Raw genomic sequence first — 16,557 nt, 5'->3', positions numbered from 1 at the left:
TTTTTTTAATTAGTTTCTGGCTTCTTGTCGTATAAAGATACACGTTATATTTGTGGCAAATCACAAATTGAAAGGAGAAGCACTCTTATTTGAAATCAATACTATGACTCCATTGATGGAGCAGTATTACACGATGAAGGCAAAGCATCCAGATGCGATCCTTTTATATCGAGTGGGCGACTTTTATGAAACATTTGGCGAAGACGCGATTACAACATCCAAAGTCCTGGGGATCGTTCTAACCAAAAGAAACAATGGAGGATCTGATATTGAGCTGGCCGGTTTTCCTTACCATTCCTTGGATGCATATCTTCCTAAATTGGTTCGAGCTGGGTATCGGGTTGCCATCTGCGAGCAATTAGAAAAGCCTAGTAAAGGAAAAAAAATAGTCAAAAGAGGAATCACCGATGTAATAACTCCAGGTATTACCTATGATGATAAATTACTCGACCACAGAAAAAATAATTTTCTTGCAGCTTTATATATTGATGTCAATGGAATTGGCATTTCACTAGCGGATGTTTCAACTGGAGAGTTCTATTTATCCCAGGGACCTTTAGAATATATACAAAAGCTTCTGGAAAGCTTTCAGCCTTCTGAAATTATTCTAGCAAGATCAAAAACAGGGTTTTTTGATACAAATTTTAATGAGCATTACTATACCTATCCATTAGAAGATTGGATATTTCAACTAGATTTTTCAAGAGAAAAACTATTAAGGCATTTTAATGTAAGCAGCCTAAAAGGCTTTGGAGTCGATGAATATCTTTCGGGTCAAATAGCTGCAGGAGCAATCATTTATTATCTTGAATTGACCGAAACTAAAAACCCAAATCATTTATCACACATAAGTCGTTTGGCCAGCGACGAATTTGTATGGATGGATCGGTTTACCATAAAAAACCTTGAACTGATTGATCCACTTCATCCGGAGGGAAAGAGCTTATTAAATATATTGGATCATAGCCTCACTCCTATGGGCTCCAGATTGATGAGAAAGTGGATCGTAATGCCCTTATTGCAAATAGAGCGAATTGAAAGAAGGCATCAAATGGTTGATTCGTTTTTAAAAGCAGTCGATTTAGAAGATGAGTTGTTTCAAACTTTAAATCATTTTGGTGATTTAGAAAGATTGGTTTCAAAAATTCCACTTAGGCGAATTAATCCCAGAGAAATTAATCATATATTAAAAAGTCTGTTAAAACTTTTGCCACTTCGTGCTATTTTGCAACAACATGAAAGTACAGGCTTGCAATTACTTGCTGAAAAGATTCAAGAATGTGCCAGCCTGGCACAACTTATTTCCGTACAATTGCACCCAGATGCACCCAATCAAATAAATAAAGGAGGTATTTTTATTGAAGGTTTTTCTAAAGAGCTGGATGAATTAAAATACATTTTACATCATAGCAAAGATTTACTTTTAGAAATTCAGAAAAAAGAAATCCTCAATACCGGCATTACCAATTTAAAAATAGGTTACAACTCGGTATTTGGTTATTTTCTGGAAGTTACAAATAAATTTAAAAACCAAGGGCTCGTACCAGATCATTGGGTTCGCAAGCAAACCATGTCCACAGGGGAGCGCTATGTCACAGATGAATTAAAAAAACTTGAAGTAAAGATTCTTGGTGCTGAAGAACGGATTATTCAATTAGAGGAAGAATTATTTGAAAAATTAGTGGACCAGTTGCAGGAGTATTTAATTCCATTACAACAAAACGCATATGTTATTGCTGAAGTGGATGTCTTGTTTTCATTTGCCAGAACTGCGAAAGCAAATGCATATTGCAAACCACAGGTAGATGACAGTCAAATTATAGATATTAAGGATGGCCGGCATCCGGTCATTGAAAAGCAAATGACAAGCGGTGAAAGTTACATTCCAAATGATATTTACCTGGATTCAGATCAACAACAAATTCTGATGATAACCGGTCCCAACATGTCAGGAAAGTCTGCCATCTTGCGCCAAACAGCTTTAATTGCTCTTATGGCTCAAATTGGTTCCTTTGTTCCTGCGCGTGAAGTTACTTTGGGATATATCGATCGAGTTTTTACACGGGTAGGTGCTAGTGACAATATTTCTTCCGGAGAATCCACCTTTATGGTAGAAATGAATGAAACCTCTTCCATTTTAAATAATTTGTCAAACCGATCGCTCATCTTACTGGATGAAATTGGCAGAGGCACCAGTACGTATGATGGCATTTCATTGGCCTGGGCAATAGCAGAGTATTTGCATGAAATTCCAGAACGAAAGGCTAAAACCTTGTTTGCCACACATTATCATGAATTAAATGAATTGAGTGCTTATTTACCAAGAATTAAAAATTTTCATGTTGCCACTCAAGAGTTAAATAAAAAAGTAATTTTTCTTCGAAAATTAATGCCAGGTGGCAGTGAACACTCATTTGGAATTCATGTGGCTCAAATGGCCGGTATGCCGCAAGCAGTTTTACAACGTGCTGAAGAAATTCTCAGCGACCTGGAAGAAAAACGTGGCAATCAGGAACATGTAGTGATTTCAGAAAACACACGAAAGTCAAGCATTCAAATTCAAGAAACTCCTACAAATTCGCACAAAGAATTAGTTGATATATTAAAATCACTTGACATACAAACCATGACACCCATCGATTGTATGATGAAATTGATTGAATTAAAAAAGAAGCTCTAACAAATAAAAGGAGCTCAATAAAATAGCAAATAGTTACCTGATTACAAGTTTTATCGTTTGCGCAATATCTTCTGATGATAAAGTAATAAAATAGATGCCACTAGCAAACTGGTTTGCATCCAATTCAAAAATTGCCTTCGAGTTATTTTGACGATTAAGCCAAACTTGTGTACCGTAACTGTTTATCATCCGAAGTTGATAAGGTGTTGATTGTGTAAGTGAAACATGGATTGCAAATACTTCCGACACTGGGTTTGGTTCAATTTTAAACAGCTTGATTAATTGATTCTCAATATTTGCTGTAACCTCTTTAATTTCAAATGGCCCGAATGTTTTAACGCATTGGTTTGCATCTGTAACACTGCAAGAATATTCACCTACTGCTAAGTTTTGCAAAGGATTTGTGTCTTGACCATTTGACCACTTGTAGGTATATTGAGGTACTCCTCCTTCTAGTTTCAACTCAATAGAACCCGTATTGAGTCCTGCAACACTTGGAATAATGGTGAGATCTTTAAGTGTAATTGCCTGAGGCTCTTTTATTAAAAATCCTTTCGTGATTTTTGTTCCTTGTGCATCGGTCACTTCTACCGAATAATTTCCAGCTTGTAGTTGAAATAAATCCTTAGTCTGCATGGTGTTGTTCCATAAATAGCGATAAGGAGGAACCCCACCCTGTATATTTATTTTAATACTGCCATCTGTTCCTTCAAAGCAACTAACATGTTGAATTTCATAGGATGCTAAACTAAGGGGAGCAGATATTCCTATTAATAATTTAGCGCATTTAATATTTTGGCCGCAATCATTAGTTACCGTCAAACAAACTTCAAATTCACCTTCCTTAGCAAATACATGCTGTGGATTTTGAATTATACTTGTAGTTCCATCTCCAAAATTCCAATTCCAGGAAGTAGGCAAGCCATTCGACTGATCATTAAATTGTAATTTTAATCCATCGATGCTTTGATCAAAAAGAGCTATTGGTTCTGTTTGTTGGTAAACTAAAACCGTTGCATCACTTTCGCATAAATTTTTAATATTCTTTACATTTAAGTGATAGTCTCCTCCTTTATCTACGACAGGATACAGTGTTTGTGCCCCTGATTTTATATTTCCAGTTACAGACTGCCATTGATAAATGAAATTTCCACCTTGTGAGGATTGTGATGCATCGATAATGACTTCAGTATTGATACAACTAACATCTTTTTCAGCCTGAGCAGCTGCAATCGGTTTTTCCTGATCCACTTTGATTTCAATGGTATCTTTAGAAACACACAAATTAATGGTATCTTTTACGATGAAAATATAATTTCCGGTGTCACTTACCAGAATCTTCGAACCTTCCTTATAAAATAAGGTATCGTAAACTTTTTTCCAACTGAATTTAGTTTGTGAATCTTTGCTACTGCCTTTCGCTTCATAGACTTTCATAACACAATTCAGGCTCGTATCGCGATCCAATACTACATTCGGATAAATCCGTTTGTCTAAAACCTGGGTTGAATCAACATCCAAACAACCGTTTGAAGCATCTGTGATTTTTAAAAGATAGGTTCCAGGTTTACTTATTTCTGGCGTAACACTTTCTTGTCCGCTAAAAATTTTACCATTGCGTGTAGTCCATAAAGTAATTAAATTGGCACCTTGACTGGATTGAGAGCCATCAAGGCTAATGACATCATTTAAACAATCGTAATTTTTATCAGGTCCAGCATTTACAATTGGTTTATGGGTGACCCCAACAAAAGATCTGGAAGTTTCAAAACAACCATTATTATCAGTAACTGTAACGGTATAATATTGATCTCCTTCCAAATCAGCAAAGTAATTGCTTCCTTGATTTCCCAAGCCTATATCAAACAGATAGGGCGGAACTCCACCGGAGGCTTTACATGAAATAAATCCATTGCCACTGTCGCAGGTTTCTAAACCCGCAACGGAGCTTAAGGTAACATCGGTTGGTTGTGTCAAAGTATACGTTTTTACTCTGGTACAAGCTGCATTATCTGTAACGGTAACGGTATATGAACCTGCTTTAAGACTTAAAGGGTTGTCGGTTCGATCTCCATTCGACCAATTATAGGTATATGGAGGAGTACCGTAATCTACCAGTATCGCAATGTTGCCAGTGGGTTCGTTAAAGCATTTAACGTGAGTTAGAGTAGCATTGGTTATATCGACTCTTTTTGATGGACCGTTTACCACATAGGGTCCTTTCTCAATGTAATATCCATTTAAATCTGAAATCGTAACCGAGTAAGTCCCTCCCGGAATATTCGTTAAATCTTTAGTAGTCGCTCCATTGCTCCATTTATAAGAGATGGTGCCAAAACCATTCGTAACTGTAGTAACCACTTTCCCATTATCCCCGCATGTTGAATTTGTTACAACAGCACTTGCTGTCATTTTAAAACTTTTAGTAATCCAATTTGCATATTCATTATAAGTCCGGGTTTTAATTAACCAGGCCCGTTTATCTGGAGATATTACATAAAGGGTAGGATAATAAGCAATAGCATAATCATTATTTACCCCAGGACCATTATTTAATGAAAGATCTGCAATTGGATATGGCGTACCACTTACCCAGTTTCCTTGAGTACCGCCAACACAGCCACTGGGACCGTATAAGCAATTGGTATTGGTTCCCCAATCTGATTCCAGGAAAACCACTGTTGTTTCATTACTTAAATTATTGTAAACCGATTCCAGTACTCCGCTTTGATGAAAACTCCAGCAGGGTCCACACCAGGTCGCTGAAAAATCGAGGCATGCTGCTTTATTAGACCCCATCATTGCATACAAACTATACGAATTTCCATTAATATCCTGTACTGTAAAATCAGGAGCCGTGCTTCCTTCCTGCAATTGCGCTTTTAAAGTAAACGAAACACAAAACAAGAGACCAAATACGAGGAGCTTTTGCATACACGAAATTTTAGTAAAGTTAGTGAAATTGTTGAAAGTTGGTATGGATAGTTGGTAGTTGAGAGTTGAGGGTGGGAGTTTTTCTGAGTATATAAAATATTTTGTATTAAGCTGTTTGCGTCCTTTCCTCAATCTCAATTCATTTGTTTACAGCTTTATTGTGATGGTCGTTTGACGTAGGCTAAGCCTACGCCTAGCATGCCTTCTTTTTGAATTTTCTAAAATTATTTGTGATTTATTTATTCTGCTCCTACGCTGGATGTAGGCTTAGCTATTGAGAATTTGCCTTTTAATATCTTTTAGATTTTATTTTAATTTCGCTACCGCTTCATATTCCGCATTTGGTTCATCATATTCCCCATTCCCTGGCCTTTTGAGAACATAAACATCATTTTTCGCATTTCCTCAAATTGCTTGATGAAGGCATTTACTTCGTGGATGGTTTTACCACTACCTGCAGCTATCCGATTTTTTCGTGACATGTTTAACAATTCGGGATTGGCTCGCTCTTGTGGGGTCATAGACTGAATAATGGCTTCTACTTTTCCAAACGCTTTGTCATCAATGTTGACATCCTTTAACATTTTGCCAGCACCGGGTATCATTCCAAGGAGACTTTTTAAATCTCCCATTTTTTTAATCTGTTGAAGTTGAATCACGAAGTCATTAAAATCAAATTTATTTTGTTTGATTTTCTTTTCAATTTTTTTTGCTTCGGTTTCATCAAACTGTTCCTGCGCTTTTTCAACCAAGCTAACAATATCCCCCATTCCCAAAATCCGTTGGGCCATCCTTTCGGGATAAAACACATCGAGGGTTTCCATCTTTTCCCCCATAGAAACAAACTTGATGGGTTTGCCTATGGTATATTTAATTGAAAGTGCCGCACCCCCACGCGTATCGCCATCCATTTTTGTTAACACGACCCCATCGTATTGGATGCGGTTATGAAATGCCTGAGCCGTATTTACGGCATCCTGCCCCGTCATTGAGTCCACTACAAATAAAGTCTCTGATGGTTGAATGCTTTGTTTAATGCGTTCGATTTCATCCATCATTTCTTCATCGACGGAGGTTCGACCTGCAGTGTCCACAATCACAATATCAATCTTGTGATTGCGTGCATATTCAATCGCATTTTTAGCAATTAGAACCGGATCCTTCTGTTCAAGATCTTTAAATATTTCAACGCCAACCTGTTCGGCTAAAACAGTCAATTGATCGATAGCTGCCGGGCGATACACATCACAGGCTGTCAAAAGGATTTTCTTGTTTTTCTTTGATTTTAAAAACAAGGCCAATTTTCCAGAAAATGTGGTTTTACCAGATCCTTGAAGACCTGCTATCAAAACAACTGCCGGATTCCCATTTAAATTCAAACCCGCAGCCTGACCTCCCATAAGTTCTACCAGCTCATCCATCACAATTTTAACCATCAATTCACCTGGTTTTACCGCATTTAGTACATTTTTTGTACCCAGTGCCTGATCCTTAATTTTATCCGTAAAATCTTTGGCAATCCGGTAATTCACATCAGCTTCCACCAATGCCCTTCGAATTTCTTTGATGAATTCTGCAATATTTAACTCCGTTAATCTGGCCTCCCCTTTGATGGTTTTTAGGGCCGATTCCAATCGTTCATTTAAACTTTCAAACATGGCGCAAAGATAATCCAATAGCGGATTAGCTCAATAGCTGTTTGGCTTTATTGCCTACCGAGAAGTGAGAATCATGGTGCTTTAGAATCCGAAGCCACTAAACATTGGGTCCTTTGATTTTAACTCTAAATCAGAATTCCGTTCTCGATTTTAATAGACTTGCAATTTGTAATTTCCTGAGACCAGGTTTTAATCGCGCTGGATAGAATCGTCAATCGGTCTGATTCACGGGCGTTTTGAATGAATTGAATGACAGTTTTTCGACTGGTATCATCCAGATAATCAAGACTTTGATCTAAAAATACCAATTTAGGTTTATGGATTAATGCTCTCGCAATGGCAATAACATGTTGCTCACCTTGTGAAAGCATCGCCAGCGGGGTTTTAATCTTTTCAGACATTCCAAGTGCTTCAAGTATCCAAAGCACCTGACCGTCAAAATCAAAATCCTGGACGCGGTCGGTTGCATGTAAAGCCATTAGTAAATTGGCTCGAACCGTTTTCTCAGGTATCAATTGAAGGTTTTGACGCGCATATCCAATTTTTCGCCTTAAGGACGCAAGATCTTCTTTGCTTAAGGGATTAAGGGAAAAATCGAGTACGTTGAGCTGTCCGCTTAATTTCATTGGCATTCCATAAAATGCATTCAATAGTGAAGTCTTCCCAGCTCCATTTGGACCCGAAAATTCAATCCATTCTTGTTCGTCGACTGTCCAGTTTAAGCCAGTAATTAAATCCTTTTGCGGGTAGGAAATACTGAGATTAATGGCTTGAATTATGTGTTTTGGCATGGCGTTATAAACCGCAAAAGTACAAGCCGATTCCGAACTAAGATGCACTAATCTGGTTGTTACATAGAAGAATATCATTAAAGCAACGTTAAGAAGCCTTGATAATATCGTATTCCGCTTAAATTTGCATTCAATGAAAAAATCATTTCTATTTACATTAAGCCTGATTGCAGTAGCTATCGTGTTATTGATATCCGTATCCAAAGATTTTTCCACCTACGCCAGCTTTAGTAAAGCAGCAAAAAGTGGAGATCAGGTCAAATTGGTAGGCACCCTTGCAAAAGACCAGGAGATTTATTACCAGCCTGAGAAAGATGCAAATTATTTTAGCTTTTATCTCACAGATAAAGATGGCGAGACAAAAAAAGTGATCCTCAATGCTCCCAAGCCACAGGATTTTGAATTATCTGAACAAGTTGTATTAACCGGGAGCATGAAAGACGATGTTTTTATTGCAAAATCCATGTTGCTTAAATGTCCTTCAAAATATAAAGACGAAGAAATTTATATTAAGTCCACTACTGCCCTATGAAGTCCATCCAATATGTTGGTGAACATTTGTGGATTCATTACACAGGCCATTTTTTAGTTTGCCTTGCTTTTTTCTCTGCCCTCTTTGCAGTTACCGCATTTATTCTAAATCGAAAACAATTTTCTGAAAGTTGGAAGAAGGCATTGCGTTGGCTCTTTTTGTTGCACATCGTGTGTATATTTTCGATCATCGGGCTCATCTTTTTTATGATGGGACAACATTATTACGAATACAATTATGTCTGGGCCCATGTTTCTGATGAACTTCCGAATCGTTATATTCTATCAGCTTTTTGGGAAGGACAGGAAGGAAGTTTTTTACTTTGGATGTTTTGGAATTGCATTTTAGGTTTGTTCTTTTTTAATTTTAAATCACGTTTTGATCACAGTGTCTTATCAATCATTCTGGCTGTCAATGTGATTTTAACCAGCATGCTTCTAGGTATTTATATTGGTGAAAGTCGCATCGGCAGCAGTCCATTTGCACTTCTCAGGCATATCATGGATATTCCACTTTTCAATAATGCCGAATACACCCAACTTATAAAGGCAATGGCTTAAATCCCTTGCTTCAAAATTATTGGATGATCATTCATCCTCCTACGTTGTTTCTTGGGTTTGCCTCAACCATTATCCCATTTGCATATGCTCTTAGCGGGATTATGCAAAAAGATTTTACAAATTGGCTAAAACCTGTTTTGCCCTGGGCACTTTTTTCTGGTTTTATTTTGGGAACAGGAATTTTAATGGGCGGTGCCTGGGCATACGAAGCATTGAGTTTCGGTGGCTATTGGGCCTGGGATCCTGTTGAAAATATGTCATTGGTGCCCTGGATCGTTTTAGTTGCAGGAATTCACACCAATTTGGTAGCAAAATCTACCGGTTTTTCTGTAGGCGCTACTATGAGCTTGTATTTTTTGTCTTTTATCCTCGTTGTGTATTCTTCTTTTTTAACACGAAGCGGAATATTAGGCGACAGTTCGGCTCATGCTTTTACCCAAATGGGATTGGAATGGCAATTAGTAATTTTTTGTTCTATCGTCAGTATAATTCCATTGGCTTACTTTATTTCTCGCTATAAACTCATTCCTCAAAAAGAAAGCGAAGAACAATTTCATTCCCGTGAATTTTGGATGTTTATTGGAAGTTTGGTTCTATTATTTAGCGCATTGCTTATAAGTTTTACGACTTCCATTCCAGTTTATAATAAAATTTTAGATCAATTTGGAAAATTACTAAATATTTCAATGGAATCCTGGCACAGAAGCCCTCCACTTGAACCCATTACACATCACAACCAATACCAACTTTGGATTGGTGTTTTAGTTGCTGTTCTTTCTTCAGTTTCTATCTATTTGCGCTATTTAGGGGATCGAAGTTTAAAATTAGGTAAACCCTTTTTGATTCGAGTTTCCTTGAGTCTTGTGATCGCTTTTATCCTTAGTTGGATCAGTTTGTATTCGTTTGAAAAATTACACTGGAGTCATTTAGTTTTATTAGTAGCTGCTTGGTTTGCAATCTGCAGTTCTGCCCTGTATTTAATTCACAGCATCCGATTTAATCCAATGCAATCTGCATTGGTTTGTTCTCATGGTGGATTTGGGATTTTATTGCTTGGCGTTTTATTTACAGGTATTAATAAACGCATAATTTCAACAAATGAATTTGCGCAACGGGATCTTTTAGAAAATTGGTCTGAAGATGATATTTCAAAACACCTAACCTTAATCAAAAACGAAAAAATGTTTATGAACGGGTATTGGGTAAATTATTCTTCCGATACCTTTATAAATAAGAGCAGAATTTACGAACTGGATTTCTGGAAAGAAGATTCGTTGAACAATAAAACAGAAGCGTTCAAATTACATCCTGAGGTTCAGTACGATAATAAATTGACAAAAGTAGCTGCTGCCAACCCCTCTACAAAACATTACTTAAATCGCGATGTATTTTCATTGATCGCACAAATTCCGCAGACACAAACGGATGTAGAAGCTGCAAAACAAGCAGAAGACAGCTTAAAATATGAATTGTATTTTTGCAAATTAAAGGATACGATCTATACAAAGAATCATTTTATTATATTGGATAGTATTCTCAATGATTTTTCAGCCAAGGATTTTGAATTCAAATCAGGAGACCAAAAAATACAATTTCAGCTAAAAATCAAAAACCTGGAAGACAAGGAATCCAAAACCGCCAGTCCTGGAATTTTGTTTAGACAAAATCTGGTTTATAAATTTCCATTTCAATTGGATGAGTATCGGGTTCGTATTCAAATTCCAGATACGGTTTACGAATTAGTAAATCCTAAATGGGAGGATATTAAATTTGAAAAACTCAGTTTAAAAAAGGGCCAACAAGCACCAATCGGCGAAGGCAAATTTCTAAAGCTGAATACGATCAGCAGAGACATAGATCCTGAAATCTATGTACCAAAAGATGATGAGATCGCAGTTTCTGCTGAAATTGAATTTCATGATGGAACGAATCAGGTATTATTGAAGCCTATTTACTTGATAAAAGGAAATCAGATTGTATCGATGCCGGTCAGTGCCATTCATCCTGGAATCACGCTTCGCTTTTCAAAAATAAATCCACAGACAGAGGAAATGGGGTTTGAATATTCCATTCATCCAAATCTGAACACGCTTAAATTGCCTATTTTGGTGGCTGAAAATGCAGCGCGCAATGATTTTATTGTAATTCAGGTTATTGAATTTCCATGGATCAATCTGGTATGGTTTGGAAGCATCTTGATGCTTTCAGGTATGCTCTTAGCATCCTATACAAAACGTAAAAACAAGCGCGATGCCCTTTGAAATTGTATTGATCGGATCGGGCAATTTGGCAACTGCACTTGGAAAGAAGCTCAAAATTAGCGGCCACAAAATCGCGCAAGTTTATTCCAGAGATTTTGAACGCGCTAAACTATTAGCAGATCTTTTACAAACTCAAGCAATTAATCAAATTGATCAGATAAACTGCAATGCTCAGATTTATTTAATCTGCATTAAAGATGACGCGATTGAAACGCTTAGTAAATCGTTGTCAACTAAACTGGATAAAAAAGCCATCGTTGCCCATAGTTCAGGAGTCAACAGTCCGGATCTGATTGATGCCTATTTTATTAATCGGAGTTTATTTTACCCTCTTCAAACATTCAGTAAATTTAAAGAATTGGATTGGACTCACATTCCAATTTTTATTGAAGGAAGCCCGGACGCTATAAACATGCTCCGCACGCTTGCTCAATCACTAAGCAGCCATTTATTGGAAATGAATGATCAAATCCGTACACATTTGCATTTAGCTTCTGTGTTTGCCAATAATTTTTCAAACTACAATCTACTTGCGGCTAAAAAAATCCTTGATAACGCTCAAGTTCCTTTTGAAGTATTACACAGCTTAATGCTTGAAACGGTAGACAAAGCGTTCCGTTTAGATCCAATAAACGCGCAAACCGGTCCTGCAAAACGAGGGGATGTCCAAACCATTGAAAAGCACATTCGTTTATTGGTTTCAGAATTTCCTGAATACCGGTCCTTGTATAAAAAATATTCACAAATTATAGAACAAACCTTTAAGCATGAGAATTCTGGGACAGATTCCACATCCTGAATTATTGATCACCGTATTTAAATCGGGAAATAAATTAATTATCAAATTTGAAATTGGCCCCTTTGAACAAACCTATAAGTTTTTAGAAACCGATAAATTATCCAATTTTGAAGATGCGGTCAAACTTGTTACTGAAACCTGGATTCAAGATGTTTATCAATTATTTAATTCAATGAATGCAACTTATAAAATTCGTTCCCATGAAATCAGCTAATTCATTTAATTATAGATTTCTTATTCTTTGCATGGTCTTTTTAAGTCTGAGTACGTGCACAATCGACCCTGTTAATCCAGATCAATTTAAAGGACCCAGTGAAATTCGCATCAGTATTCTATCTGGAAAGTTCACAGGAAGGAATTTTGATTTAATCAGTGAAAACCATACGGATGACCATCAATTTCTTTTATCTAAGGAAATTAACAAAGTGCTCATCCAACCCATTCAGGAAGACATGGGAATGAATTTAGAAACAAACAGTTTTATCAATTGGGCCTGGAAAGGTGATACTGTTACCGGCACATTCTTAAGTGTTTTTGCAAACGATCCAAATGTTGCAAAATCAGGTGACCTGCAGTTAATCTATACGAATGGTGATGAATTTATAACAGCCATCCCAAGAGACATTCAAATTGCCATTACCAATTACAGTCAACCAAGTGGCTCCATAGAAGGTAATTTCTTTTTTACTAATTATTTAGATTATCGGTATAATGGAAACGCTGGCAGAGAAAGCGTCCGATTTGAAATCAGTTTTAAACTGCTTCGTGGTCCGAATATTTAAATTTTTATGTTTAAACAACTCTCCAAATCCTGATCCAATAAACTCCTAAATATGTTTACTCGTATAAGACTTACTTAGAAAATGTTAAAATATATTACAATTTAACAAATTTTATCTGTTGTTTATTTTCTTTGAAGTGGAATTCCAAGAAATACAAACCAGATTTCAAATTTTCAATATTTACAATATGTTGTTCATTCAACTGATCTATCATAACTGGCTTCCCAAATAGATTAAATATACTATACTGACCTCCTGCTAAATCATTAGGCCCCATTAGTCGCAAGTATTTATCAACAGGATTGGGTGCAAGATAAATTTTATTTTGCCCTATTTCCTCAGCAAGCGTCGTCCCCAAAGTTTTAAACTTAACTAAAGGAGACCAATTTGCTATGTTGTTCTCATCGCAAATTGCTACTATTTGGAATTCATATTCTGTATTTGATACCAAAAGACTTAAATCTATAGAATTTTCTAAATAGATCAATTTTTTAGTCCATATGGTATCCCCTTGTTTTCGGAACCTTACCAAATGTGCTTCGGCATTTGAATTCCAATGCAATTCAGCAGAATTTTTTGTAATATTCTTAACAGATATATCTGACAATAAAATAGTATAACAATAAGGTAAAGTAGAAAATAATTTAACATTTGAAAAATCACTCATCTCCCCATTGATACAACTATGCCTCATTTGGATCGCATAATCAGATCCTTCTTTTAATTCAACCAAAGTATGCAATGGATTTGAAGAGGTATCAAGATAGCTCCAGACTGAATCCAACAATGCCCTGTATCGGAATTGATAGTTTAAACTGAGATTAAAAGAATATACTTGTGCGTGATCTGTCCCAATCCGTGCCATGGCAAAATTATCCGTACTTGGTGCCTGGCACTTAACTATAGGTTGAGTTTTAAAATATCGGGACTGTGAGTAGGATCCAAAACCGGCATTGCAATTAAGCCTTACTTGAAACTCATATACTGTATTAGTAATTAAATTATTTACAAGAATCCTGTTTGAAGCTTCCACATTGGTTTCTATCCAACTCGCTGAACTAGAATCTTTGTATCTAAATTGAAACTGATTTGCATCATTTTCATAACAAAGAAGTAATGCTGAATTTGTTCCTATAAATAGAGGATATAATTGAGATACAAATGGAACAAAACAACCGGATGAAATTGAAAAAACATTCGCAAGCGTTCTGAATCGCAAGGTATCAGACCACTCGCTTAAGGTATTGCCACATTTAACTCTTGCCTGATATAAATACCTGGTATCCGGAGTCAATCCATTGATATCAAAATAAGCTACATTTAATTCTCCTGAAGTTATCCAATTTACTCCATCTAAATATCTAAAATAATAGGCATCTACATTTGTCCTGTAATTATTAAGTCTTGCACTGGAACTCATGATATTACTTGCACCAACATTCAATCTGCCCGGTCTCGAACAAGGCTCAGCCAAGATTTCATCTGTAATCATAAACTCACTGGCTGACCATGCTGAAAAGACATTATTGCAAATACTTTGAACCTGGAATTCATATTCGGAATCATCCAGTAAGTTCATTGCAGTAAATTGCCTTGATGTTAGATTTGGTGATTGGGTCCATAATCCAGCGCCACTAAGCCGATATCTAAAACTGTATTCATCTGATTTAGAATTATTTGCATGAACTGTAATTTGATTGGTGCTCACATTAGAGAAATGTGAAATGGTGCCATCACAAGTTGTTCTAAAATATTGTATCGCGCACCATTCACTGTATTCGGCCGGATTTTCATTGCACTTGCTCCTGCATCTGAATTCATAGTCTGTATTTGCAACGAGACTATCTATCAAAGTAGTACTTACTCTGCTGCTGCTTTTCTTCCAGTTTGAATTTCCTTGTTTTCGATATTGCCAATCCACACCAGACTGAATATTTCCAAGATATATAAAATTTGCACTTGTATTATTTATATCATCGACTTCAATTTCATTTAATTCAGGTGTAGCACAACTCAAAGTAGTAAAAGTAACCGCATCGGTATAATTTGAATAATCCGGATTGCAATATATTTTTAAACGTACTTCATATTCTTCACCCTGTTCTAGCATGTCCAATGGATACTCATTTGATGTCTGCAAACTTGTTGTTATGATTCTCCTTCCATCAGATACGCGTTTCACTTCCCATACATAGCCTTCGCGTTCGGTTTGGATACATCGCAACAAAGCTGTGCTATAAGCTACATTTAATATTTCAATTACTTCAGAGCTTGGCTCACAATTGCGCTCAGTAACAAAGGTTTTCTTATCCGACCACCTGCTATTGAAATTTGCAACGCACAGATGTTGAACTTCAAATTCATATTCCGTATTAGGATCAAGACTCGAAATTGTAAACGAATTCGTAAGTGATTCTCTTTCATTCCAGTTTGTATTTCCTGTTTTTCTATATCGAAATTTATGACTTTCTACAACACCACCCTGATGGTCCCCTCTGCAATAAAGCGTGGCATCATGATTTGTAATGTCCTTCGAACCATAATCAGAAATTGGTGTTATGCAATCTACAGGTACTGTATATTCAATTATATTAGACCAATCAGTCCAGTACGACCATTGTCCGCAAGCTACTTTACATTGTATTTCATAGGTATCTCCAGGATTGATTCCATCAGGAATAGTAAATTCAGACCGGTTGATTTCACTTGAAGTCTCCCATTGTCCATTTGGCTTTTTACGATACTTAAATTCAAACAATGTTGCAGGCTTTGCACATACAATTTGGATTCGGCTATCCATTTGTCTTAGGTTAAAACTCAATTCATTATTTCTTGGCTTATAGCATTCTGTTTTTACAGTAACAGTTGGTGAAAAATTTGACCATGATTGGTCGTCACAACGAATTCTCTGTTTAAATTGATAGTTGTAATTTTCAGATAAATCTGCAAATACCACTTGCCCATTTTGATAATTTACCTTTCTAAAAAAGTCCTGCCTTCATCATCACTCAACCAACCTTCATCCGCATAATCATCTTCGATGATTATCGTATTTCCATCCACTTGCTCTAAATCATTGGTCCTGTCAGGTGCGCATGGCATTCTAAAATTCTTATTAACCCAATTCCCTGTGCCTTCTACATCACAATCAAGCCTGGCTTGCATTTCATACAAACTGCCATCTGGTGGCAATTCAAATTGAATCAAACAATCGTAAGTGTATTCAATCACAGGCCAATTACTAACCAACCGACCCACTGCACTTCTATTTGTCCAATTGGACGTACCATCCTTACGATAACGTATATCTGTCATTCTTGGACGCAATACACTGTAACGGTGTCTTTCTACAGACACATTTACCCCAAAAGAAGCACCCCAATCAAATCCAGTTTCAATATTACTTGTTTGTAAATTATTGCAAGATTGACTTTTTAATTCATCCAAAGCCAATAAAAAAAACGAGGCTAAGCATAGAAGTATTTTATTGTAAAATGATGCCATAATTAATGATTTAATTCGTGAAACACTGGATAAATTATTTGGTTTAGAGTCAATTT

Annotated in this window: 12 protein-coding genes; 7 read left to right on the top strand and 5 right to left on the bottom strand. The window is 36.5% G+C overall.

Annotation, left to right across the window (positions count from 1 at the left end):
- Window positions 1–103 precede the first annotated feature (103 nt).
- A complete protein-coding gene (gene mutS, locus IPK91_01275; GenBank protein MBK8295927.1) occupies window positions 104–2,680 on the top strand; it encodes a DNA mismatch repair protein MutS in 2,577 nt (858 codons plus the stop codon).
- Between the two features lie 33 nt (window positions 2,681–2,713).
- On the opposite strand, the gene IPK91_01270 is transcribed toward mutS, so the two are convergent.
- The 3 genes from IPK91_01270 to IPK91_01260 all read right to left on the bottom strand — a co-directional run bounded on the left by IPK91_01270 (window position 2,714) and on the right by IPK91_01260 (window position 8,141).
- Window positions 2,714–5,614, bottom strand: a complete 2,901-nt coding sequence (locus IPK91_01270) for a T9SS type A sorting domain-containing protein (GenBank protein ID MBK8295926.1) — start codon at window positions 5,612–5,614, stop codon at window positions 2,714–2,716.
- A 320-nt stretch (window positions 5,615–5,934) separates the two neighbouring features.
- Window positions 5,935–7,272, bottom strand: a complete 1,338-nt coding sequence (gene ffh / locus IPK91_01265) for a signal recognition particle protein (protein MBK8295925.1) — start codon at window positions 7,270–7,272, stop codon at window positions 5,935–5,937.
- A 125-nt stretch (window positions 7,273–7,397) separates the two neighbouring features.
- The gene (locus IPK91_01260) at window positions 7,398–8,141 is read right to left on the bottom strand and encodes an ATP-binding cassette domain-containing protein (protein ID MBK8295924.1); all 744 of its coding nucleotides are present in this window, start codon (window positions 8,139–8,141) and stop codon (window positions 7,398–7,400) included.
- Window positions 8,142–8,196: 55 nt separating this feature from the next.
- Between IPK91_01260 and IPK91_01255 the strand changes: the two genes are divergently transcribed.
- The 6 genes from IPK91_01255 to IPK91_01230 are packed head-to-tail and all read left to right on the top strand — an operon-like array spanning window position 8,197 to window position 12,997.
- Window positions 8,197–8,595 carry a cytochrome c maturation protein CcmE gene (locus IPK91_01255; protein MBK8295923.1) on the top strand — a complete coding sequence of 133 codons (399 nt, stop codon included), beginning with the start codon at window positions 8,197–8,199 and terminating at the stop codon, window positions 8,593–8,595.
- Window positions 8,592–9,155: a hypothetical protein gene (locus IPK91_01250; protein ID MBK8295922.1), complete on the top strand. Its 564-nt coding sequence runs from the start codon at window positions 8,592–8,594 to the stop codon at window positions 9,153–9,155. Before IPK91_01255 ends, IPK91_01250 begins: the two co-directional genes overlap by 4 nt.
- Window positions 9,156–9,178: 23 nt before the next feature.
- Window positions 9,179–11,416: a cytochrome c biogenesis protein CcsA gene (gene ccsA / locus IPK91_01245; GenBank protein ID MBK8295921.1), complete on the top strand. Its 2,238-nt coding sequence runs from the start codon at window positions 9,179–9,181 to the stop codon at window positions 11,414–11,416.
- On the top strand, window positions 11,406–12,215 hold the full coding sequence (locus IPK91_01240) for a DUF2520 domain-containing protein (GenBank protein MBK8295920.1): 810 nt from the start codon (window positions 11,406–11,408) through the stop codon (window positions 12,213–12,215). The genes ccsA and IPK91_01240 overlap by 11 nt, the downstream gene beginning before the upstream one ends.
- The gene (locus IPK91_01235; GenBank protein MBK8295919.1) at window positions 12,184–12,429 is read left to right on the top strand and encodes a hypothetical protein; all 246 of its coding nucleotides are present in this window, start codon (window positions 12,184–12,186) and stop codon (window positions 12,427–12,429) included. Before IPK91_01240 ends, IPK91_01235 begins: the two co-directional genes overlap by 32 nt.
- The gene (locus tag IPK91_01230; protein MBK8295918.1) at window positions 12,416–12,997 is read left to right on the top strand and encodes a hypothetical protein; all 582 of its coding nucleotides are present in this window, start codon (window positions 12,416–12,418) and stop codon (window positions 12,995–12,997) included. The genes IPK91_01235 and IPK91_01230 overlap by 14 nt, the downstream gene beginning before the upstream one ends.
- Window positions 12,998–13,091: 94 nt before the next feature.
- Here IPK91_01230 and IPK91_01225 read toward each other — a convergent pair whose 3' ends face one another.
- Both IPK91_01225 and IPK91_01220 read right to left on the bottom strand, forming a co-directional pair.
- Window positions 13,092–15,953, bottom strand: coding sequence for a T9SS type A sorting domain-containing protein (locus tag IPK91_01225; GenBank protein ID MBK8295917.1), 2,862 nt, complete (start codon window positions 15,951–15,953; stop codon window positions 13,092–13,094).
- Between the two features lie 17 nt (window positions 15,954–15,970).
- Complete coding sequence (locus IPK91_01220; GenBank protein ID MBK8295916.1) at window positions 15,971–16,501, bottom strand: hypothetical protein; 531 nt, start codon at window positions 16,499–16,501, stop codon at window positions 15,971–15,973.
- Window positions 16,502–16,557: the final 56 nt, after the last annotated feature.

It is taken from the genome of Saprospiraceae bacterium (assembly GCA_016712145.1).
In the GTDB taxonomy this organism is placed as follows: Bacteria; Bacteroidota; Bacteroidia; order Chitinophagales; family Saprospiraceae; genus Vicinibacter.
The sequence above is the reverse complement of the archived record's forward strand: the minus strand, read 5'-3'. Positions and strand labels throughout refer to the sequence as shown.